16 protein-coding genes, 1 tRNA gene and 1 riboswitch are annotated in these 20,868 nt (G+C 48.2%); of the genes, 7 read left to right on the top strand and 10 right to left on the bottom strand.

Annotation, left to right across the window (positions count from 1 at the left end; translation table 11 throughout):
- Window positions 1-105 precede the first annotated feature (105 nt).
- The 3 genes from GN241_07310 to GN241_07300 form a co-directional block, all read right to left on the bottom strand.
- Window positions 106-1,872, bottom strand: coding sequence for an adenylate/guanylate cyclase domain-containing protein (locus tag GN241_07310; protein XAT57191.1), 1,767 nt, complete (start codon window positions 1,870-1,872; stop codon window positions 106-108).
- 169 nt (window positions 1,873-2,041) lie between these two features.
- Window positions 2,042-2,788, bottom strand: coding sequence for an SDR family oxidoreductase (locus tag GN241_07305; protein XAT57190.1), 747 nt, complete (start codon window positions 2,786-2,788; stop codon window positions 2,042-2,044).
- A gap of 42 nt (window positions 2,789-2,830) precedes the next feature.
- Window positions 2,831-5,176 (bottom strand): AAA family ATPase, encoded by a 2,346-nt coding sequence (locus tag GN241_07300; protein XAT57189.1) that lies wholly within the window; start codon window positions 5,174-5,176, stop codon window positions 2,831-2,833.
- Window positions 5,177-5,356: 180 nt separating this feature from the next.
- On the opposite strand from GN241_07300, the gene GN241_07295 reads away from it, so the two are divergent.
- The 3 genes from GN241_07295 to GN241_07285 all read left to right on the top strand — a co-directional run bounded on the left by GN241_07295 (window position 5,357) and on the right by GN241_07285 (window position 10,345).
- The gene (locus tag GN241_07295; protein XAT57188.1) at window positions 5,357-6,490 is read left to right on the top strand and encodes an alpha-hydroxy-acid oxidizing protein; all 1,134 of its coding nucleotides are present in this window, start codon (window positions 5,357-5,359) and stop codon (window positions 6,488-6,490) included.
- A gap of 181 nt (window positions 6,491-6,671) precedes the next feature.
- The gene (locus GN241_07290) at window positions 6,672-10,115 is read left to right on the top strand and encodes a pyruvate carboxylase (protein ID XAT57187.1); all 3,444 of its coding nucleotides are present in this window, start codon (window positions 6,672-6,674) and stop codon (window positions 10,113-10,115) included.
- A 155-nt stretch (window positions 10,116-10,270) separates the two neighbouring features.
- Window positions 10,271-10,345: transfer RNA gene (locus GN241_07285), tRNA-Gly, on the top strand.
- A 91-nt stretch (window positions 10,346-10,436) separates the two neighbouring features.
- Here GN241_07285 and GN241_07280 read toward each other — a convergent pair.
- Window positions 10,437-10,610: a hypothetical protein gene (locus GN241_07280; protein ID XAT57186.1), complete on the bottom strand. Its 174-nt coding sequence runs from the start codon at window positions 10,608-10,610 to the stop codon at window positions 10,437-10,439.
- Window positions 10,611-10,733: 123 nt separating this feature from the next.
- Window positions 10,734-10,870: riboswitch (FMN riboswitch) on the top strand.
- Between the two features lie 72 nt (window positions 10,871-10,942).
- On the opposite strand from GN241_07280, the gene GN241_07275 reads away from it, so the two are divergent.
- The gene (locus tag GN241_07275; protein XAT57185.1) at window positions 10,943-11,383 is read left to right on the top strand and encodes a 6,7-dimethyl-8-ribityllumazine synthase; all 441 of its coding nucleotides are present in this window, start codon (window positions 10,943-10,945) and stop codon (window positions 11,381-11,383) included.
- Window positions 11,384-11,574: 191 nt separating this feature from the next.
- On the opposite strand, the gene lpdA is transcribed toward GN241_07275, so the two are convergent.
- Genes lpdA through GN241_07260 form a run of 3 tightly spaced genes read right to left on the bottom strand, consistent with a single transcriptional unit; the run spans window position 11,575 to window position 14,110 of the window.
- A complete protein-coding gene (lpdA, locus tag GN241_07270) occupies window positions 11,575-12,969 on the bottom strand; it encodes a dihydrolipoyl dehydrogenase (protein XAT57184.1) in 1,395 nt (464 codons plus the stop codon).
- Between the two features lie 14 nt (window positions 12,970-12,983).
- Window positions 12,984-13,907, bottom strand: a complete 924-nt coding sequence (locus tag GN241_07265) for an HAD-IIA family hydrolase (GenBank protein ID XAT57183.1) — start codon at window positions 13,905-13,907, stop codon at window positions 12,984-12,986.
- Window positions 13,904-14,110, bottom strand: a complete 207-nt coding sequence (locus tag GN241_07260; GenBank protein ID XAT57182.1) for a hypothetical protein — start codon at window positions 14,108-14,110, stop codon at window positions 13,904-13,906. The genes GN241_07265 and GN241_07260 overlap by 4 nt, the downstream gene beginning before the upstream one ends.
- Before the next feature lie 1,036 nt (window positions 14,111-15,146).
- Between GN241_07260 and GN241_07255 the strand changes: the two genes are divergently transcribed.
- Entirely contained in the window at window positions 15,147-16,475 is a 1,329-nt protein-coding gene (locus GN241_07255; GenBank protein XAT59213.1) for an aspartate aminotransferase family protein, read from the top strand.
- Between the two features lie 473 nt (window positions 16,476-16,948).
- On the opposite strand, the gene htpX is transcribed toward GN241_07255, so the two are convergent.
- From htpX to GN241_07240, 3 genes are all read right to left on the bottom strand, one after another.
- The gene (gene htpX / locus GN241_07250; GenBank protein XAT57181.1) at window positions 16,949-17,857 is read right to left on the bottom strand and encodes a zinc metalloprotease HtpX; all 909 of its coding nucleotides are present in this window, start codon (window positions 17,855-17,857) and stop codon (window positions 16,949-16,951) included.
- Between the two features lie 242 nt (window positions 17,858-18,099).
- Entirely contained in the window at window positions 18,100-18,963 is an 864-nt protein-coding gene (locus GN241_07245; protein XAT57180.1) for an EamA family transporter, read from the bottom strand.
- A complete protein-coding gene (locus GN241_07240) occupies window positions 18,960-19,751 on the bottom strand; it encodes a phosphodiesterase (protein ID XAT57179.1) in 792 nt (263 codons plus the stop codon). Before GN241_07240 ends, GN241_07245 begins: the two co-directional genes overlap by 4 nt.
- A gap of 86 nt (window positions 19,752-19,837) precedes the next feature.
- Between GN241_07240 and GN241_07235 the strand changes: the two genes are divergently transcribed.
- The gene (locus GN241_07235) at window positions 19,838-20,152 is read left to right on the top strand and encodes a UPF0149 family protein (GenBank protein ID XAT57178.1); all 315 of its coding nucleotides are present in this window, start codon (window positions 19,838-19,840) and stop codon (window positions 20,150-20,152) included.
- A 297-nt stretch (window positions 20,153-20,449) separates the two neighbouring features.
- Window positions 20,450-20,830, top strand: coding sequence for a cupin domain-containing protein (locus GN241_07230; GenBank protein XAT57177.1), 381 nt, complete (start codon window positions 20,450-20,452; stop codon window positions 20,828-20,830).
- Window positions 20,831-20,868: the final 38 nt, after the last annotated feature.

Below are 20,868 nucleotides of genomic sequence, written 5' to 3'. Positions count from 1 at the left end.
GAACATATTAGATCAATACCCAGTGGCATATTACATGCTCTGCAAGGCGGCCCCTCTATCTTTTATTAAAGCATTATTTCGAAAAGGCGCTTAATAATTATTCTGTCACACCAAATCCCAAATCTCTTTCAGCCCAGCTAGCAAATAATCTTTAATGATAGTGGGGGCAACTTCTTCGTAATCCTGAAGCGTCTTTAATTCCGGCCGCGCTGCTTTAAACGTTTTCAAATAGGCTTTTGCCGCATCTTTGTTATTCAAATGCACATTAATCGCCGCCCGAAACCCATCATAGCGGTTATGCTGCGACCTGTCATAAAGCGTGTTTGACCATTTCAGCGCCTGTTCCGACTGATTCATTGCCATATAGAGAAACGGGAAAAAACCTTCATAGGATTTGCGCTGAACAGGATCCAATTCAATGGCCCGTAAAAAGAACTTTTCTGCCTCGGCAAAGCGCCCCTCGTTACAAATCGCCATCCCATATTGAGAATTTGATCTTGGATGGCTTGGGTTGAGGTCCAAAGCTTCTTTGGCATATTTCACCCGTTGCTCATAATCTCCTTTCATATTGAAAGAATTGCTATAATTTGATACCGCATCCGGGTTTTTAGGATCAAGCCGATAGGCAAGCTCGGACAGCTCGTGAAAGCTTGCCTCCATCTCGTTCCGGCGTGATTTATACTTAGGTTCTAAGCGTACCGAAAAAAGACATTTACATTTTAAAACATAAGCATCAACCAATTCTGGATCTTTTTCAATTGCTTCATCGCACAGCTCGATCACCTGTATATTGCGCTCATCCCCAAACGTGTTGAACTGGTTGAAAATGGACAAAGCCTGTAAATAACTATCCCAGGCCGAAAACGAGGCTTTGGGCCGCCTCTTGGCTCTTTCATGTTCTTTGCTTTTCAAAGCCGGCGTGATTAATGCCGCCACTTCTTGAGAGACTTCATCTTGAACTTCAAAAATATCGTCAAGCAGGCGGTCCCATCGCTTTGACCAAATTTGCTGATCATCTTTTACGTCGATTAAATTGGCGGTGATCCGCACTTTGTTGCCGCCCTTCCGGATACTGCCTTCAACGATGTAATTGGCCGCCAATTCCTGCGCGATCTCGCTGGTTTTTAAATCTTGGCCTTTAAAACTAAAGCTGGAGTTGCGCGAAATCACCGGAAATGATTTCCAAGACGATAAATTGGCAATGATATCTTCGGTCACACCATCCGCGAAATATTCTTGCTCCTCATCATTGCTCATATTTTTGAACGGTAACACGGCAATCGTGGGAGGTTTGCTTTCAAACGCTTCCCCGTCTAGGATCGCTTTAGCCGCTGCCTTACGCTGTTCGACGCCCTCTAGAGTGATATCAAAAGCATGCACCAAAGTGTTTTTAACCTGTTGATTGCCCAGATCTGAAAAAGTCATATCAACCTTTTCGCTCACAAAATCATGTATCGATTTTGATAAAGAAACCCCGCCAGGCTGACAAAATGCCTCAAGCCGCGCGGCCACATTTACGCCATCCCCGTAGAGATTACTTTCCTCAATGATCACATCCCCCATGTTAAGCCCAACCCTAAAGTTCATTTGCTCTGAAGGGTCCAGCGTGGCGTTACGCTGTTTGATCAGCTTTTGGAACTCGCTGGCGCACAAAACCGCTGAAACAGCACTTTGAAACTCGGCCAGCACAGAATCCCCAGCCGTATTGAATATCCGCCCTCCATGTTCTTGAAACAGATTGTCCAAAATTTCACGGCAAGATCTAAGCGTGCGCAGCGTCAAATCTTCATTATGGGCCATCATTTTGGTAAAACCCACAACATCAGTCACAAAAATAACTGCTATTTTTCGGACTATCTTCGCCTCGGACATATCAAACTCCTAGAACAGGCAAAGCAGCCGCAACCCCAGCCTATGAAATATTTATAGGATAGCTTATCAGCTTTAAACGCAAAAGAAACACCACATGTGCGCGACCTAGGCGCGGGAAAGAAAAAAATCCGCTGTAAAAAGGCTATCGACGCCTCTTTAAATGACCAATCTAATAGGTTGCGCGGCCGCCGCTTAGGTCAAAGGTAGATCCCGTGCTGAATGAATTTTCCGAGGTGCTCAGCCAAGTGATCATTTGGGCCGCTTCTTCAACCTGCAAAAAACGACCACGCGGAATCTTAGACAACATATAGTCGATATGTTTCTGGCTCATTTGATCGAAAATTCGGGTTTTCGCCGCGGCGGGGGTCACGCAATTCACAGCAATATCCATATCAGCATGTTCTTTGCCCAAAGATTTGGTTAACGCGATCACCCCAGCTTTTGAGGCAGAATAGGCCGCCGCATTCGGGTTTCCTTCTTTACCAGCCACGGAGGCAACGGTCACAATGCGCCCATAGCCCTGTTCCATCATGGATGGCAGCACCGCGCGGCAACAATTGAAGGTGCCGTTGAGATTGATGTCAATAATCGATTTCCACTCATCAGGATCATATGCCACAAGCTTTGCGTTTGATCCCGCAACACCAGCGCATGTGATCAAAATTGAAATAAAACCATCGTCAGCTTTGGTTTTTTCCGCTGCGTCTTTCACCGCATTGGTATCGGCCACATCCACAGCCATCGCGGCCGCACCCTGCCCCAATCGCGCGGCTGCGGCCTGACCCTGCGCATCATCTCGATCCCAAATCATCACTCGGGCGCCGCTGGCGATAAAGCGTTGCGCAACAGCAAAGCCGATACCCTGGGCGCCGCCAGTGATCACCGCCAAACGGCCATTTAAATCATAGCTATTCATCCCAAAAACCTTTTTTAAAACGCCGCCGCTAGCTATATCACATTAAAACGGCACATCATCCGCCAATATTACAAAGCGCGAGACCACTTTTTTAACCCCCGCCTTTTCAAAGGCGATTGTTAATTTATCGCCTTCGGTCTCAGATACGGAACCATAGCCAAACTTTTGATGAAACACTCGCACACCGGTCGTAAAGCTTGAAACCGCAACCGCATCAATTGTCATATGCGCGCTTTCGCGCGGTTGGCTTATCGGGCGCTCAGCGCTTTGGGATTGCAAGCGCTTCCACCCCGGTGAGGCATAGCCCCCGCCGATATTTTCCATATCAACAGCCAAATTTGACGTCTCAGTCTGCATTCCATAGGCCCCCCCATAAAGCCCCGGAGGGGTCAGCACATCGACGTGCTCAGCAGGCAGCTCATCAATGAAGCGAGAAGGCATTGAAGATTGCCATTGTCCAAAAATGCGCCGGTTGCCTGCAAAACAAATCGTACACAGACGCTCTGCGCGCGTAATCCCCACATAGGCAAGACGGCGCTCTTCTTCCAAACCACGCTGACCAGTTTCATCCATACTGCGCTGCGAGGGGAATAAGCCATCTTCCCACCCTGGAAGAAAAACGGCCGGAAATTCGAGCCCTTTGGCGGCATGCAGCGTCATAATGCTGACTTTCTCACCCGCCTCATCGCGCTCATTATCCATCACCAGCGACACATGCTCTAAAAACCCTTGTAAATTCTCAAATTGATCGAGTGCTTTTACCAATTCCTTCAAGTTTTCCAGCCGCCCCGCCGCTTCGGGCGTTTTGTCATTCTGCCACATCTCAGTATAGCCCGATTCATCCAATATCACTTCGGCCAATTCTTGATGGGAAATTGATTGATCTTGCATCGCTTTGCGCCAACGCCCCAACCCATCGACCAAACGTCCCAGCTCAAGCGCCCCTTTGCCCGACATGCCTTTGGCAGCCAAAAGCAGCCTGGCCGCCTCCGTTAAGGCAACGCCTTCTTGACGCGCCATAGATTGAATTTTCTGCTGCGCTTTATCTCCCAGCCCGCGTTTGGGCGTATTCACGATCCGTTCAAAGGCCAAATCATCACTGGGGCTACAAACCAGTCGAAAATAAGCCATCGCATCGCGAATTTCCATTCGCTCATAAAACCGTGGGCCACCAATCACGCGATAGGGTAAACCAATGGTCAAAAACCTATCTTCAAAGGCGCGCATTTGATGGCTGGCCCGAACCAAAATCGCCATTTGATCCGGGGTAAATTTATCAAGACCACGGCTGCCTTGTTGAAGTGCTTCGATCTCATCGCCAATCCAACGGGCCTCTTCTTCAGCATCCCAATGCCCAATCAAACGCAGCTTTTCACCTTCGTCAAGATCGGTCCAAAGCTCTTTGCCCAACCGCCCTGTATTGCCTGAAATAACGGCGCTTGCGGCGGCAAGAATATGTGGCGTTGATCTGTAATTTTGCTCCAGCCTTACGATTTTCGCTCCGACAAAATCCTTTTCAAATTTCAAAATATTGCTCACTTCGGCGCCCCGCCAGCCATAGATTGACTGATCATCATCGCCAACGCAGCAAATGTTTTTGTGACCGCCAGCCAATAATCTAAGCCACAAATACTGCGCAACGTTTGTATCTTGATATTCGTCTACCAGGATATATTTAAACCATCGCTGATATTGCTGCAGAACATCCGGCTGCGTCTGAAAAATTTTAACGACATGCAGTAGCAGATCGCCAAAATCCACCGCATTTAACGCCTTAAGGCGCGCTTGATAGGCCGCATAGAATTCAGTGGCGCGGTTATTGAAAGCACCCGCTTCAGCCGCGGGTACATTTTCAGGCCCCCAAGCTCGGTTTTTCCACTGATCGATAATACCCGCCAATTGCCGCGCCGGCCACCGCTTATCATCCACATCAGAGGCCACGAGCAATTGCTTCAGCAGCCGGAGCTGATCATCGGTATCTAAAATCGTAAAACTGCCTTTCAGCCCAACCAATTCTGCATGCCGCCGCAAAAGCTTCACGCAAATCGAATGAAATGTGCCCATCCAAGGCATCCCTTCAACGGATTGCCCTAGCAATTCTGCAACGCGGCCTTTCATCTCGCGGGCGGCTTTATTGGTAAATGTTACCGACAATATCTCATGAGGACGCGCCCGCCCTGTCGTCAACAAATGCGCAATCCGGCAGGTTAAGGCTTTGGTTTTTCCCGTCCCTGCCCCCGCCAACATCAAAACCGGCCCGTCAAGCGCTTCAACGGCAGCGCGCTGAGCTGGGTTCAGCTCCTCAAGATAAGGGCTTGGCCGCGCCGCGATCGCTTGCGCAGAAAGAGAAAGCTCTGCGGGTTTGTGGGTATCATCATAGCTGCTCATGGCGCCAAATTAGCGCCAATAAAGCCGATTGAAAAGAGGATGTTCAGCAAATGTTCTATTATTTTCTTTCGATCAGATGTCTGTGCAAAAAGATCAAAAAGCTAAAAAACACAAAGTTTTATTTATCCGATTGCCGCCACGGCTCTAGACAAGAACATCTTGGTTTCGCCATATAGAAATATGGATTTAGACACACGATATCCCGGCCTCTTAGACCTGAAACGGGCCGCAAAGCGCAAATTACCTTATTTTGTTTGGGAGTATCTTGACAGCGCCACCGGAACAGAAAGCGTTCTTATTAACAATCGCGCCGCCTTTGACCGGTTGCGCATGATGCCCTCAGTTTTGCATGGGCCCCTCGCGGTTAATCTTAATTGTAATTTTTTGGGAAAAACCTTCGATCTGCCCTTTGGCGTTGCACCAGTGGGACTGTCGGGACTGATCTGGCCCAATGCCGAAACGCTGCTGGCGCGCAATGCTAAGGACAACAATCTACCCTACACCCTGTCAACGGTTGCGTGCCAAACCCCTGAAACCATTGGTCCTGTCGCAAACGGCAATGGCTGGTTTCAGCTTTACCCACCGCGCGACCCTAAGATCCGCACAGATATGCTAAGCCGCGTGAAAAATGCTGGCTTTGATACCTTGGTGTTAACGGTTGATCTGCCCGTAGCCAGCCGACGAGAACGTCAAACACGAAGCGGCATCACCCAGCCCCCAAGGCTTACTCCGCGCCTTCTGGCCCAAATCGCTCAAAAACCGCATTGGGCGCTGGCAACGGCCGCTTTTGGACGGCCCGCGATGCCGTTTTTGAACAAATATGCAAAAGTTAAACCCGGCATGCCCCCCACCGCCCATATCGGCTATTTGCTGCGCGCCTCGCCCGATGAGGCCTATCTGAGCTGGCTTCGAGAGAATTGGCATGGCTCGTTGATCGTCAAAGGTATTTTGAACCCCGAGGATACAAAGCGGTTGGAACGCATTGGAGTGGATGCGTTATGGGTATCAAACCATGCCGGCCGACAATTTGACGGCGCTCCTGAAAGTATCAGTATGCTACACAGCATTCGCCGCGCCACAACACTTCCTCTGGTCTTTGACAGCGGTATTGAAAGCGGTTTGGATATCCTGCGCGCGCTTGCGCTGGGTGCAGATTTTGTGATGCTTGGCAAAGCATGGCATTACGCTTTGGGGGCATTAGGGCCGCTGGGTCCGGCACATTTAACAGATATTTTACGCAAGGATCTAATCGCCAATATGGGCCAATTGGGGCTCGAAAATCTCAAAGACTGCGCAGGCAAAATAATCGTATAACAGCCGGGTTAAGCTTTCGCGCAGCGCGCGCTTTAAACGGTGACGAAACACCGATACAAACCACGCTTTACATAAATTTTGACAATGAAAGCCGACAGTAGTAATTCTGCAGCGCAGCATGACGTAGCATACCCCCATCGTTTCAGATTTTCAGGCGTAGACTTCAACCAAGGACGATCAAATGACTGATTTCAAAAAAATTCTTATTGCAAACCGCGGCGAAATAGCCATCCGCATTATGCGAGCTGCGAATGAAATGGGAAAGAAAACCGTCGCCGTTTTTGCCGAAGAGGATAAACTGGGCCTGCACCGCTTCAAGGCCGATGAAGCCTACCGCATTGGCGAGGGGTTAGGCCCCGTTGCTGCCTATCTGTCAATCGATGAAATAATCCGGGTTGCGCTGGCATCGGGCGCAGATGCCATCCATCCAGGATATGGGTTATTGTCTGAAAACCCCGATTTCGTTGATGCTTGCGTGAAGAATGGTATTACGTTTATCGGGCCTCGCGCGGACACCATGCGCGCGCTTGGCGATAAAGCATCGGCGCGCCGCGTGGCGGTTGAAGCCGGTGTTCCGGTTATTCCCGCAACCGAAGTGCTTGGGGATGATATTGCCGATATCGCGCGGCAAGCTGAAGATGTTGGCTATCCATTGATGTTAAAAGCCTCTTGGGGCGGCGGCGGGCGTGGCATGCGCCCGATCACCCATCCAGGCGAGTTGGAAGAAAAAGTGTTGGAGGGGCGCCGCGAAGCAGAAGCCGCCTTTGGCAATGGTGAGGGCTATTTAGAGAAGATGATTCTTCGCGCCCGGCATGTTGAGGTGCAAATTCTGGGCGATAAGCAAGGTGCGATCTATCACCTCTGGGAGCGCGATTGCTCTGTCCAGCGACGCAACCAAAAAGTCGTTGAACGGGCACCGGCCCCCTATCTAAACGAGGCGCAGCGCGCAGAGCTCTGTGAATTGGGGCGGCGTATTTGTGCGCATGTGAATTATGAATGTGCAGGTACAGTTGAATTTTTGATGGATATGGATAGCGGTAAGTTTTACTTTATCGAGGTAAATCCCCGCGTACAGGTTGAGCATACTGTGACCGAAGAGGTCACCGGTATTGATATCGTCCAAGCACAAATTTTGATTGCCGAGGGCAAAACGCTTGCCGAAGCGACGGGAAAGCCATCGCAAGCTGAGATTAGATTGAACGGTCACGCGCTTCAGACGCGAATCACCACTGAAGACCCACAAAATAATTTTATTCCCGATTATGGGCGTTTAACCGCCTTTCGCAGCGCCACCGGCATGGGCATTCGCCTTGACGGCGGCACTGCCTATGCGGGCGGCGTCATCACGCGCTATTATGACTCGCTCTTGGTGAAGGTCACAGCCTGGGCCCCCACACCCCAAAAGGCAATCGCGCGTATGGATAGAGCGCTGCGCGAATTTAGAATTCGTGGTGTGAGCACCAATATTGCCTTTGTCGAAAACCTGCTCAAACACCCAACATTTTTGAGCAATGAATATACCACAAAATTCATCGATGAAACGACAGACCTGTTCGATTTCAAAAGCCGCCGCGACAGAGGCACGCGGGTACTCACTTATATCGCCGATATCAGCGTCAACGGACATCCTGAAACAACCGATAGGCCGCGCCCTGCAGCCCATATTAAACCGCCAAAGCCCCCAAGAACTGCAGAAATCGTGCAGCCCGGTACGCGCAACCTACTGGAAGAAAAAGGCCCAAAAGCCGTTGCGGATTGGTTGTTGGATCAAAAGGCTTTGCTGCTTACTGACACAACGATGCGCGATGGGCATCAATCGCTTCTGGCGACCAGAATGCGTTCGATCGATATGATCAAAGCCGCGCCGGCCTATGCCAGCACGCTGCCAAATTTGTTCAGCGTCGAATGCTGGGGGGGCGCCACATTCGATGTTGCTTATCGGTTTTTGCAAGAATGCCCTTGGCAAAGGTTGCGCGACCTTCGGGCCGCGATGCCAAACCTAATGACCCAAATGTTGCTGCGGGCCAGCAACGGTGTGGGCTATACGAATTATCCCGATAATGTGGTGCAAAGCTTTATTCAAGAAGCCGCCAAAGGCATTGATGTTTTTCGTATTTTTGACAGTCTGAACTGGGTTGAAAATATGCGCGTTGCGATGGAAGGCGTAATAGACTCTGGAAAAATATGCGAAGCAAGCATTTGTTATACGGGTGATATTTTGAACCCGAACAGAGCAAAATATGACATAAAATATTACGTTTCCATGGGCAAAGAGCTGCGCGATGCGGGCGCTCATATACTGGGCCTGAAAGATATGGCCGGGTTGCTCAAACCGGCAGCTGCACGCCAGCTAATCACCGCTCTCAAAGCCGAAGTTGGCTTGCCCATACATTTCCACACGCATGATACATCAGGTTTGGCCGGCGCCACTTTATTAGCTGCAGCAGAAGCCGGTGTTGACGCGGTTGACGCCGCGATGGATGCGTTTTCTGGGGGCACTTCGCAACCCTGCCTTGGATCAATCGTCGAAGCGCTGCGCCATACCGAACGGGACACTCATTTAGATATCGCTGCGATCCGCTCGTTAAGTGATTATTGGGATCATGTACGTGCCCAATATGCAGCGTTTGAAAGCGGGCTGGCAGCGCCTGCTTCCGAGGTGTATTTGCATGAAATGCCCGGGGGGCAATTTACCAATTTGAAAGCGCAGGCACGCTCGCTCGGACTTGAAGAAAAATGGCCCGCGGTGGCTAATACATATGCCGATGTAAACCAAATGTTCGGAGATATTGTTAAAGTCACCCCGTCCTCTAAAGTCGTAGGCGATATGGCCTTGATGATGGTCAGCCAAGGTTTAACGCGCAGCAACGTGGAAGATCCCAATCTTGATCTGGCCTTTCCAGACAGCGTTGTCGACATGCTACGCGGCAATTTAGGCCAGCCTCCGGGCGGCTTCCCCGAAGCGCTTGTTAACAAAGTCCTAAAAGGCGAGGCCCCGATGACCACGCGCCCCGGGGCCGTTTTACCCCCCGTGGACTTGGCCGCAGAACGCCTTGCACTGAGCGCGGCGCTGGACGGGCGCGAGGTTGATAACGAAGATTTAAATGGGTATTTGATGTACCCAAAAGTGTTCCTTGATTATATGGCTCGGCATAAAACCTACGGCCCCGTGCGCGCTTTGCCCACCAATACATTCTTTTATGGCATGCAACCTGGCGAGGAAATAACAGCGGAAATTGATCCCGGAAAAATTCTAGAAATTCGATTACAAGCCATCGGAGAAACCGATGATAAAGGCGAAGTAAAGGTTTTCTTTGAACTGAATGGCCAGCCGCGGGTGATCCGTGTTCCCAACCGCTTGATCACATCACAAGCGATGTCTCGCCCAAAAGCAGAGCAAGGCAATGCAAACCATATTGGAGCGCCTATGCCGGGCGTTGTAGCTTCGCTGGCGGTCAGCGCAGGGCAACTCGTTAAAACCGGTGATCTGCTTTTGACTTTGGAAGCGATGAAAATGGAAACAGGCATACACGCCGAGCGTGATGCAGTGATCAGCGCAGTACATGTGCAAGCTGGCGGTCAAATTGATGCCAAGGATTTGCTGATAGAATTTCAATCAGATTAGACAGCTTAGGGGGCCTGGGATGAAAACGTCCAGTTTACACGTGGCGGCGGGACATCTCGGCTTGCCCCGTATCTGGAAGAAAAAATCACGACAGAGTGCATTTTACCCCTTGCGGGCGGGTCAAGTTGTTTATATCACCCGGCTACCCATCGGATGCGGGCGTAGCTCAGGGGTAGAGCGTTACCTTGCCAAGGTAAATGTCGTGAGTTCGAATCTCATCGCCCGCTCCAAATTAACGCATTTTATTTGATAGATGTCAGTTATTTAATTCGAAGACGATGTTTTTCGGGTACACCTTTGGATACACTTTATTTCACTAAGTCAGACGAATCTTGCCGTAAAAATCACTACTGCAAACATTTCATCCACCTTCTCTGCCCCCTGTCGCGCCGCACGATATCTGTTCAAATCAGGAACAGGCAGGGTTTCGTTTAGATAGCAAATGACGGGCTTTACCTTGCGCCGTGCCTCTGCGTCTTGTGGTTTATCGTTCATTTTTTTGTCCCGTTCATGCATGAATCCTAATGCACTTACTAAGCCTACCCAAAGCCTCCATGGCAATCATTTTTGTGATCAAAACAATCCCGCTTGACCTTACACAGTGATCTGATATCACTCAATAATTCTCAGGGCGGGGCGAAATTCCCCACCGGCGGTAAGGGGAAACCCAAGCCCGCGAGCGTTCAGCGATGAGGTCAGCAGATCAGGTGCAATTCCTGGGCCGACGGTTACAGTCCGGATGAAAGAGAAGACGCAATGTACCGATCGTGATCGGTGTGCTGTCGTGTGATCGCCTTGGGTGAAGTACGCGTGAATAAGGAGATTTCATGATGCGCACCCAAATCGCCTATGTCCAAGCAAAATGGCATTCCAACATTGTTTCAAAATCGCTGGATGGGTTTCGTGCCGCCCTGCCCGATGCGGATGTCGCCAATTTCGAGGTTCCAGGCGCATTTGAAATGCCCCTCATCGCGAAAGAATTGGCAAAAACAGGCAAATATGATGCCGTGGTTTGTGCAGCCTTTGTTGTGGATGGCGGGATTTATCGCCATGATTTCGTGGCCCAAACCGTGGTTGAGGCACTAATGAACGTCGGTTTAGAAACAGGTGTGCCTGTGCTGTCCGTTTCGCTCACCCCCCATAATTTCCAAGAGACCGAGTTTCACACAAAACAGTTTGAAGACCATTTCGTGAAAAAAGGGGCCGAGGCCGCAGCGACCGCCGATCAAATCGTGCGTTTGAGAAAACAAATAGCGAATTCAAATTGATTTGTTACTGTGATCCAAAGACAGTATCTGAAGAGGGGTCGAATGATTGAATGACTATCCGCAGCAACTGCGGCCGCCATTACAACCTTTAGCTATTCAAGATTACTGATATTGCATGCAGAAAATGCAAAGTCATGTGTTTTACATGATCACAAAGTTGTCGTAGCGATATCAATTCCACAAGACTAATCCTAAATAAAGTGAATTGCTTTACCGTGGCAGGCCATCGCCGCTTCGCGCACTGCCTCGCTATAGGTAGGATGGGCATGTGATACAGCCGCCAAATCAGCAGCACTGGCGTTTAATTCCATTGCTACGCAAATCTCATGGATCATATCACCAGCAGACGGACCAAGAATTTGCCCACCCAAAATTTTCCCCGTTTCACTATCGGTGATAATTTTTACAAAACCATCCGCACAGTTTGCCGCCTTGGCGCGTCCATTGGCAGCAAATGGAAAAACGCCAGATCTTGTGGCCACACCTGCCAATTTGGCGCGGGCCTCACCATAGCCAACGGTTGCCAGTTCTGGATGTGTGTAAATAACACCAGGAATTGAATGATAATTGATCGAATGAGGCTCGGATCCCACAATTTGCTCTGCCACCATGATGGCTTCGTCTTCAGCCTTATGTGCCAACATTGGTCCCGCGATAACATCACCTATAGCGTAAATATGTGACACGGCGGTTCGGCACTGAGCATCAACTGGAATTATACCGCTCTTAGCCAGAGAAATGCCCGCTTTTTCCAATGCTAACCCACGCGTGTTGGCGCGCCGACCTGTTGCAACCAGAACCTTTTCGCTATGAATTTTCGAAATTTCATTTTTAGAGCGATCATTGTAGGTCACCGTAATACAATCCACGTCCACCTGGGATTGTTTGACCGCCGCGCTGAGAATAAATTTCAGCCCCTGCTTTTTCAGCAATTTTACATATGCTTTTCGCATATCTTGATCGAGCTCCGGCAATATTTCATCAGCGTATTCTAAAACTGTAACATCACATCCAAGCCGCGCATACACGCTGCCCAGCTCTAGACCGATAACGCCTGCCCCGATAACAACCAAACTCTTTGGGATTTGGTCAAAATCTAGCGCCCCGGTTGATGACACAATGCGTGTTTCATCGATCAAGACGCCAGACAGAATCTGCGGCTGCGATCCCGTTGCAATAACATAATTTTTTGCACTATAGACAGCTTCGGATACGCGAACCTCATTTGGTGATATGAATTCCGCCCATCCTTTAATCCAAGTCACGCCATTCGCTTTGAACAAATATTCCAAGCCCTTTGTATTCTGATCGATGACAGAATTTTTGTGCGCTTTCATTGCGGGCCAGTTGATTGCACTGTCACGCACATCGATGCCGATCGAGGCAAAGTTTTTATTCATCTCGACATACATATGTGTTGCGTGCAACAATGCCTTGGAGGGAATGCAGCCAACATTTAGACAGGTCCCGCCCAAACGAGCACGTCCTTCGATAATTGCTGTTTTTAACCCAAGCTGTGCCGCCTTGATTGCACACGAATATCCACCGGGGCCGGCCCCTATGACGATCATATCATATTCCGTCATGTTCTTTCCTTTTACTATAGCTTTGCTAGCGCTGGCATGGTCCAAATGGGCATAATCCCCGATCTTGCGATAAATGGAGCTAGAGGTTTATTTCGAAACAGCCCGTGTTGCGTCAGACAAATGGTATCCAATCCAACAGCCTGACCGCCAAGGATATCTGTATGCAACGTATCCCCAACCATGGCATAATGCCCTGCCCCCCACGCATTAAGCGCGATGTCAAACGCATGATGATAGGGTTTTCCGAAAAACACGACGTCGGCTTGGGTTTTATCCCTCAGATCGTGGGCCCAAAAACCCGGTTCAATCGTCAGTCCATTTTCGCGCGGCGCAACCAAATCAGGGTTACCAACAATCACGGGTCGAGGGTGGCGCAGCAAGCTTTCGATCAACCTATCTTGATGGGCTTGCGTCCAGTTTTCGGCAGTCAAAAACAAAAACGCTGGAACATCATCCCAAGAGCCTGAAACCTCAAAGAGGTTGCTTACATCCTGTTTTGTATCTTGAAATTCATCTTGGGGCGTCGCAATCGCCGCCCATTGGGAAATCTGCGAATATTCGGATAAATTGGCGAATAACGTATCACGGCTGGATATAATTTCATCGCGGCGAATATCTAGACCAAGATGCTTATACTTATGAAAGGCGTCCTGAGAAGTATAACTTGCCGCATTCGTTAAAATCCGAAATGGGATATGCCGCAAACGCAAATCCTCCAGAACCCGCGCCGCGCCTTCGATCGCACTGTTGCCAACATTAAGCACACCGAATGAATCGAGTAAAAACCCCTCATAGTAATCAACCATCTCATCCAAACATGTTGCCTGTCTGGAGGCTTGTTGCACCACGACTGAGGGTAATCTATCGCGGATAGCCTCATATCGATCAAAGGCTGCATGAAAGGTTATTGTTTTTTGCTGCACAGTCATTGCAGTCATATTTGTTCCAATTCAGATGTTACGTCGGATAAGCGCGTAAAATGTTCTTTCAAGGCGGGATAAATATCTTTGTAAATATGATAGATTTGGTCATATTTCAGGCGATCGGTTTCATTCGGATGATAAGAAACGCCCGCACCACACATTGCCGCTACCGCGTCTTGTACAGATGGAAATATCCCCGCGCCCACAGCCGCCAACAAACCGGCACCTAAACAGGTTGCTTCTGGCTCTAAGCCACGATTCCCGCTACCGGTACCACTTTATGCATGGATGCATCGATCTGGTAGTGTATCGGAAACGACACATGCAAGATGCATCAATAACCGTTTTACTGGTACCATTTTATGCGTTTCTGCATCGCTGCCAATTTGACTAATCAACATACCGACACACCATTTGTTAAGGCAGTCGAGTGGTTCCGGCTCCATCATACTAGCGGGTGATTTCCTACCGATCCTGTCGCCCGTCAGTTCACTCAATCATACCTTTGGCCTTCGCCAGCACTTCATCATTGCGACGCGGCCACCCTCGTCCAAATATCTCAAACGTCTTTAAGCTGCGGTAATATGCTGCACGTGCTTCAGCGTATTTATCCAACATGTCTAGCCCCCAATTTCGGTGCGAGTAATTTTGGGTTGCTCTAATAAGGTTTCTGGCATTGGAGGTCGCATGCCACGCGCATGAGGGGGTCTAGACAGTCAGCGGAAATTCTCTGATCGCCATTTGCTTGGTGAGCGCGATAAAAAACGTCAGCTTTGACATCGGTCTCCGAGAGGCTCTACCAGCATCAGACAATCACCAACATGGCGCAATAGATTGATGCCTAAGATACTTCCTAAACTGCAAACGCGCTGCCTTATAAGCCGACATGCAAGGTGTCCGGCAATCCACCGCTCGGCAGAGAACAGTTTGGATCTTATTCAAAACATAGAAAAATGAAAATGATCTATGTAAGACCCGCAACCGGCTCGGACGCGCCGATTATGAAAAAATTGCTCCTCAAAGCGCGAAGCGATGCGATGCCTTATCTGCCCATCCATTATATCTAAGCGCAGATAAATTGATGTATATAAACCAAATCTTTAGCCCCTTTAATAAATAACTTTTGTTAATTTATATAAGTCTTGACCTCCTATGTTATTCTGGCCTTTTCTGACCTAAATTAAATTGCATCCGTTTGAGAAAGAGCGCTGCATGACACGCTTATCTCACCCCATCTGCGCGCCTGGAGCCTCTATGAGTAATGTCTTTCCGAGAAATATCGCCAGTCCGCCCCCCATCGCTGTTGCTGGGCAGGGCTGTTATTTATATGATGAACATGGAAAGAAATATTTTGATGGATCCGGCGGGGCGGCGGTATCCTGCCTTGGGCATGGTGATCCCGAAATTATTAACGCGCTGAAAACACAAGCGGACACATTGGCCTTTGCGCATACGGGGTTTTTCACCAGCGCAGCCGCAGAACAACTTGCGAGCCTGCTTAGCGCGCATGCTCCAGCCGGCCTTGAGAAAGTCTATTTCGTCTCGGGCGGCTCTGAAGCAGTGGAAGCCGCGATCAAACTGGCGCGGCAATTTCATGTTGAACATGGGCAGCCGCAGCGGCGGCACTTAATAGCCAGACGGCAAAGTTATCACGGCAATACCTTGGGTGCATTGGCCGCTGGGGGCAATCAATGGCGGCGCGCGCAATTCGAACCAATCTTAGCGCCCGCCTCGCATATTGCTCCCTGTTATGAATATGCTGAAAAGCGGCCCTCTGAAACGCCTACACAATATGCCCAGCGCACCGCACAGGAATTGGAAGATGAGATCCTACGCCTAGGCCCTGACACAGTAATGGCCTTCATAGCCGAGCCGGTTGTGGGGGCAACCATGGGCGCGGTACCAGCCGTTGAAGGATATTTTAAACTCATACGCGAAATCTGTGATCGCTATGGTGTTTTGCTGATTTTTGACGAGGTAATGTGTGGAATGGGGCGCACGGGTCACCTTTTTGCCTGCGAAGCGGATGGGGTTACCCCGGATATATTATGCATCGCGAAGGGCCTTGGGGCCGGTTATCAGCCAATCGGGGCAATGTTGTGCCACAAGAACATCTATGCGGTGCTGGAACAGGGTTCAAAATTGTTTCAACATGGACATACGTATAACGCGCATCCTATGGCCTGCGCAGCCGGCCTGGCCGTGCTGAACGCGATTTTAGACCGCGACCTTCTGGTCAATGTGCAACGAAGCTCTGAGCTTTTATTTTCAGACTTACGCGCACGTTTCGCGCAGCACCCTTTTATTGGCGATATCAGAGGGCGCGGATTGTTTATTGGCCTTGAAATCGTCGAAGATAAAGGCCTGAAAAAGCCCTTTGATCCGAAACGCAACATTGCGGCGCAGCTGAAGACAGATGCGTTTCAAAATGGCCTGATTTGTTATCCGATGCGCGGTACCAGGGACGGCGAATTTGGCGATCACCTTTTGCTTGCCCCCCCCTTTATTATGGAAGATAGCAATATCACCGAACTGGCAGATCTGGTCGAAATCGCGGTTTTGAAGATCTCGGCCTCTGATTAGAAAAACTTGCTTGCAATCAAAGTGACAGCGGTGCCATTCACTGACCTTTTAGTAAGCTGCGCAGAGGATCAGGTGTGTCGCATATGGGACGGACGCAAAGCCACCAGAGAGGCCACCAAATGTGTCCTAAACAAACCAGGTCATTTGTGGCTAAGCGCTTGATATCATTAGAGACGGGGGTCTGCTTCGGGCCTTATTAAGGAACCAACCCCCTGCGGGTGCATCATCACTTTTAATTAAATTATAAATAATAATTATTTAAGTCGCTGCTTTTTCCAATTTCAGTACCAGTTTATTAGCCGTGTGTGTGCCAAATAAGTGATCTATCTAACCCAAAAAGAGTATCGCGCTGAAATCATGCTCTTCAATTCCCCTCTGGAGAAACATGAAACGCATTACTCTTGGGCGGTGTATGCCTGATCAGCTAGAATAGAACTTTAGGTTTCTGACACAGTCGACAACAAAACTGTAGCCTATCTATCAGCCCAAGGGTTCTCTGTGCGTGTTCTACGGCCGGTCTTTGGGATGGAGGATCGGTGGTTGGATTGGTTCGGTTTCACCTTGCCAACCATAGCTTCTAAAGCAGTAATTCGGTTTGCTGTACTTGGATGAGTTGAGAATAGCTTGTCGTGTGCATGAGCATGGAGAGGGTTTATAATAAACATGTGGGCTGTAGAAGGATTTCTTTCTGCTCCATGATTGTCGATTTTGGAAGCAAAGCCTTGAATGGATTTTAAGGCGGAGGCCAACCATAAGGGGTTGCCGCAAATTTCAGCACCAACTCTGTCGGCGATGTATTCTCGACTACGACTAATTGCCATTTGTATGAGTGATGCAGCCAGAGGTGCTAGGATCATCATCGCTATCAACCCAATAAAGCCCATATTATTGTTTCTTCGCCCACCAAAAAACATTGCAAAATTGGCCAACATAGAAATGGCTCCAGCAAAAGTAGCTGCGACTACCATGATCGTTGTATCTCTGTTCTTAATATGGGCCAGTTCATGTGCCATTACTGCTGCTATCTCATTCTGATTTAACCTTTGTAAAAGCCCTGTAGTAGCAGCAACTGCAGCGTTTTCAGGATTACGGCCAGTTGCAAACGCATTGGGTTGATCGCTTTGTATTTCGTAAACCTTTGGCACTGGCAGCTCGGCATTTAGTGATAGATCAGCTACCATTTCATAAAGGGGATGACCGCGAGGAACCTCTTTAGCCCCATACATTCGAAGAACCATCTTATCTGAATTGTACCAAGCGAAAAGATTAACTGCTATGGCCAATATGATAGCTATGAGGAGACCTTCAAAGCCCCCAAGCATCGTACCTGCGAAGCCGAATAGGGCAGTCATGGCAGCCATAAGCATTGCAGTCTTAATCATAACAGAACCTTTGTTTCGTTAGCATTATAAGCAGATATGTGTTAGGCCGAAGCATTCAATAACTGATCTTGAATTTAAGTGACGCTTTAGCCCATCGCACTAATGCCTAATATCCCTGCTTGTTCGAAATAACACCTTTGAGCTGAACTACGTGACGGTAGTGATGGTGCCGCTATGATGACAATACTACTCAATAATCTGGTGCCAGACATTCGAAGGGCTTAGGCTCAGAATACTGGCCATCATTCAATTGCAATAATAATAACACCGACCCCAACAAAGCTGGCCCACCAAATGTTATAAAAAAACTTCTTTTCTTTCAGAACAATCGTGGCAAACACCACAGCCAAAGGAATTGAAACCTGTCTAATAGCACTCACAGCTGCTGCCTCTGACCCCACCTTAAAGGCCCAGAGTATCAAATAATAGGAAACGTAAGACGACACACCTGCTAAAATAATTCGTTGTGGTGCATTTGCAAAATTGGTTTTAAGTAAAGACATTGAGTTCGCTATACTTCTGGTTTCAGAAAGGCCCAATCCGAACAATCCCAAAGTGACAATAATATAGACGTAAAACAAAAATACCGAGGGTGATATTACCGACATAGCGTTAGCATCGGCCACTGTATAGGCTGCTGATCCCAGCATAGCCAAAAGTGCTAAGTACAAGCTTTTCTTGTCGCCAGTCACTCCCCTCGCAGATTTTTGAAGCATAAATACTCCAATTAATACCAAGCCAATCCCCAAGAGAACTTTAAGCTCATAAGAGTGATCAAAGGCTAGCCAGTTTACAAACACGATAGCCAACGGCGATGAACGGATAATTGGATAATAAACCGAGAGGCTCCCCCGCTCTAATGCTTTTAAAGTTCCATAGTAATAGATGATTAAGCCAAGTGAAGAAGCCACAACATAAGGCCAATAAGATACTGGTAATCTCAAATCCTCATTAAATATTAAAACGTGAATAATAGAGATAAAAATCCAAATTAAGCATATACTGGCATAGGCCGAAATAGGATGCCTTGAGCCTTTCAGAAAAATATCCCGAAACGGATGTATAGCAGCGGCCATAAGTACGAATGCTAAACCGTATGAATTCATAACAACGTTTGATGTAGCGGATTACGCTGTAGGAAGGTGTTAAAATGCACAACTAATTGCTCTGTCGTCACGTTTACCACGCTATAAGCAGGAGGTTCATCACAGAACTCACCATCTACGCTCTCTGGAACCATCGGAATTTGATGATTCAAACTCGGTGGGCTAGTAAAAGGGATACCCTTCCAATTGACAGATGTCATTCGATGAACATGGCCAAAAAAAACATGCCTCAAGTTTTTCGCATATTTTAGAACAAGCGCAAACTTTTCACTGTCTATAAGACTAATCTCATCAACATAACTAACACCAATCTCAAAGGGTGGATGATGCATAAAGATAAATACCGGCTCGTGCTCTGCGGCAATCAACTGCTCTTTCAACCATTCTAAGCGAGCATCACAAAGTTGGCCTTCGTGTTCATCAGCCCCCTCTTTACTCGTATCCAAAAAAATAAAAGTTCCAGCAGAGCACTGATATTTGAACTGTATAAAACCCATTGGATCTTGGTGATAATTATCAAATATTCTCAGGAAAACATCACGGTCATCGTGGTTTCCCATCATCAAAAAGTAAGGCAGTGGAAATGCGCCTAGCATATCTTTTAACAATTGGTATGCCCCGGGCTCTGCAAACTCTGTTAGATCGCCAGAAATAACGCAAAACTCAGCATCGCTGTGCCATTGCAAAATATCATCAAGGCAAGAACGAAGTCTCTGCGAAGGCAAGCAACCATTTAACTCGCCACCACCTGCAACAAGATGGACATCACTTAACTGTACGAATTTCATCACTTTCCTCCATGAGCTACACGCCTATTTTCTCTTACCTTAATAAAGCTTGGCTCTGCATCACAAATCAATATTAGACTTGCCTTATGACGGAAAGCGCAAACCCAAACGAACTAGACCAGTATTTGTCTTCTGACGAAAGCCCAGAGGATTCTATGATGCTTTCTGATCTTGATGGTCTGCTTCACGGTGTGATTTGTTCTCCCTCTTCAATCTCATCTGATGTGTGGATGGCAGCAGGGCTTGGCGTTGAGCCAAAAGAGTTACCTGATTGGGCCGTGAGTACCCTTACTGATCTCTATATGGAGATCGCTCAAGGTCTTACTCATGATCCGATGATGGTTGTCGAGCCAATATTCTGGCAAGCCAAAGCAGGACATCTGTTGCGGTACTTGGTGTGAGGGTTTCATGAAGGCTGTCAGCCTAAATCCAAAAGAGTGGCTCAGGTTAAGTGAACGCGGCCCAGACGGACATCTAATGCCCCCGACCTTGCTTCATTTGATCTATAACAATTTAGGTTCGCATCCTCATCAACAAACCCAAACTTCTTATCTTGTGCCTGATTATGACCAACTGCTATCTCTGCAACCTCACCGCTCAGTGAGTTTATCTTTTCAATCTCACTATACTTAATTGGCCGAAACGACCAAAATACTGTATGAACCACTAATACAGTAAAGCAATTCGTAGGAACAAATATGAATAATCATAGTGAAAAATTCTGCATCTCCAGAGCTAAGAACGCTACTTTTGAGAATGACCAGTTTAGAACTTGGCTATCTGCACGAGACTTAGGTTTAGCTACTGCCACAAATGGCGCTTTTGGTGCGCAAGTTACTAGGGCAAAGGAGTTGGGGCATTCTACTGGAAAGCACTATCACGAAATGACCTTCCAAATGATATATGTTTTAAATGGATGGGTTAAATTCTGGTATGAAAACGAAGGTGAGTTTCTGTTAGAAAAAGGTGATTTTGTTTATCATCCACCGACTGCAGCACACGACCTGCTTGATTATTCAGCAGACGTTGAATTGTTAGAGGTTTATTCGCCATCATCGCCCGAAACAATTGATGTCTGATATTACCTAATGCCGAACTCAAGGCTTGTCTTGTTGAG

The sequence above is a fragment of the Rhodobacteraceae bacterium IMCC1335 genome (genome assembly GCA_039640495.1).
Taxonomy (GTDB): Bacteria; Pseudomonadota; Alphaproteobacteria; order Rhodobacterales; family Rhodobacteraceae; genus Thalassovivens.
The sequence above is the reverse complement of the archived record's forward strand: the minus strand, read 5'-3'. Positions and strand labels throughout refer to the sequence as shown.